This window comes from Pseudoalteromonas sp. SR45-5, from assembly GCF_014163565.1.
Taxonomy (GTDB): Bacteria; Pseudomonadota; Gammaproteobacteria; order Enterobacterales; family Alteromonadaceae; genus Pseudoalteromonas; species Pseudoalteromonas distincta.
In genome coordinates this window covers 1-1,428 of record NZ_JACJDN010000830.1, presented here as the reverse complement: position 1 = coordinate 1,428, position 1,428 = coordinate 1, and the positions used below count along the sequence as shown (strand labels likewise).

Sequence of the window (1,428 nt, the reverse complement as noted above, 5' to 3'; positions counted from 1 at the left end):
AATATGCAAAAAACACTTAAAAAGCTTTTTATGTTAAGCGCACTAGCTCTAAGTGCATCAGATATAAGCACATCAGCAATAAGCGCGACAAGCTATGCAAACGATGGCGTTATGACTGATGAAAGCCGCAATCGCACTATTCCTATCAATATTACATTGCCAAGTAACAATGCTAAGTGTACAGCGCAAGTAAAATGCCCTGTAGCGTTTATTAACGCAGGTTACGGGATTAGCCATAACGGGTATACGTTTGCCAGTAATGCGTTTAATCAGCGTGGATATTTAACAATAGCCGTTGCACATGAGCTAAAAAGTGACCCTTACTTAAACCGTGAGCAGCCTTACTTAACAACTCGCATGGAAAACTGGCATCGTGGCGTAGTAACGCTTAAGTTTTTAGTTAATGAGCTATCGAGTAAATACCCAGCGTACGACTTTACAAAACTCACCTTATTTGGGCACTCAAACGGCGGGGATATTTCCGCATTATATGGCTCTATTTATCCAAACGAAGTTAGCACTATTATTACGCTCGATCATCGCCGCATGTTGATCCCGCGCAATAAAAACATTCACGTACTTACTGTACGCGGTAGTGATTACCCAGCTGATGCGAATGTGCTGTTAAACGATTCAGAGCTGAATAAGTTTCCTGTTACGCAAATAATGATAGAAAAATCGCGTCATAACGATATGTACGATGGCGGGCCAAAATGGCTGGTGGATAGAATGAGTAAAGAAGTAGAGGGATTTTTAGATAGTAAAAGTTAGGTATATAAAAGTTAAATCACAGCGCAGTGTTACCTGCGCTATATTAATTTCACGGCAGTTATTCTACCAGTTCACTTACAATAACTGGGTTATTGTGTAGTGTTTTATGCACTGGGCATTTGTCGGCTATTTCGAGTAAACGCTGACGCTCAGGCTCTGTTAAGTCGCCACGTAAGGTGATTTTACGGGTAATGGCTTCAAGGTTACCTGTTTGCTCACAATCGTCGCAATCTTTGTTGTAATCGCGAGTGTGATCAAGCTCTACTTTAACATGCTCCAGTGGTAATTTTTTACGTGTGGCGTACATGCGCAATGTCATTGCCGTACAGGCACCAAGCCCCGCTAATAAGTGATGATACGGATCGGGACCTAAGTTTTTACCGCCTACTTTTATTGGCTCATCTGCAAGCCAAGTATGATCTTTTGTACTTACGTGCTGAGTAAATACATGGTCTTTTTCTTCAACAAGTACATTACCACCCGTTAAACTTGCCGTGTATTTAGTTTTGTCGTACTTAACATAACGGTTTGCCCACGTTGCAATTATTTGTGCTGCGTAGTCGGCATCGTTTTTATTTGTTAAAAGGTGATCGGCGTTATCTAGGCTAATAAAGCTTTTAGGATGCTTAGCTGATGCATAAATTTTTTCAGCTTCAC

At 41.0% G+C, this 1,428-nt stretch carries 2 protein-coding genes; one reads left to right on the top strand and one right to left on the bottom strand.

Annotated elements, in window-relative coordinates:
• Positions 1–3: 3 nt before the first annotated feature.
• Positions 4–771, top strand: coding sequence for an alpha/beta hydrolase (locus H5072_RS19405; RefSeq protein ID WP_182694504.1), 768 nt, complete (start codon positions 4–6; stop codon positions 769–771).
• Between the two features lie 58 nt (positions 772–829).
• Here the strand turns inward: H5072_RS19405 and H5072_RS19400 are convergent.
• A partial coding sequence (locus H5072_RS19400) for an OsmC family protein (RefSeq protein WP_182694503.1) occupies positions 830–1,428 on the bottom strand: 599 nt, incomplete at its 5' end.

Bases quoted from the DNA above. Each gene is read 5' to 3' on its own strand.
- H5072_RS19405 (WP_182694504.1), top strand. From the start codon at position 4: ATGCAAAAAACACTTAAAAAGCTTTTTATGTTAAGCGCACTAGCTCTA.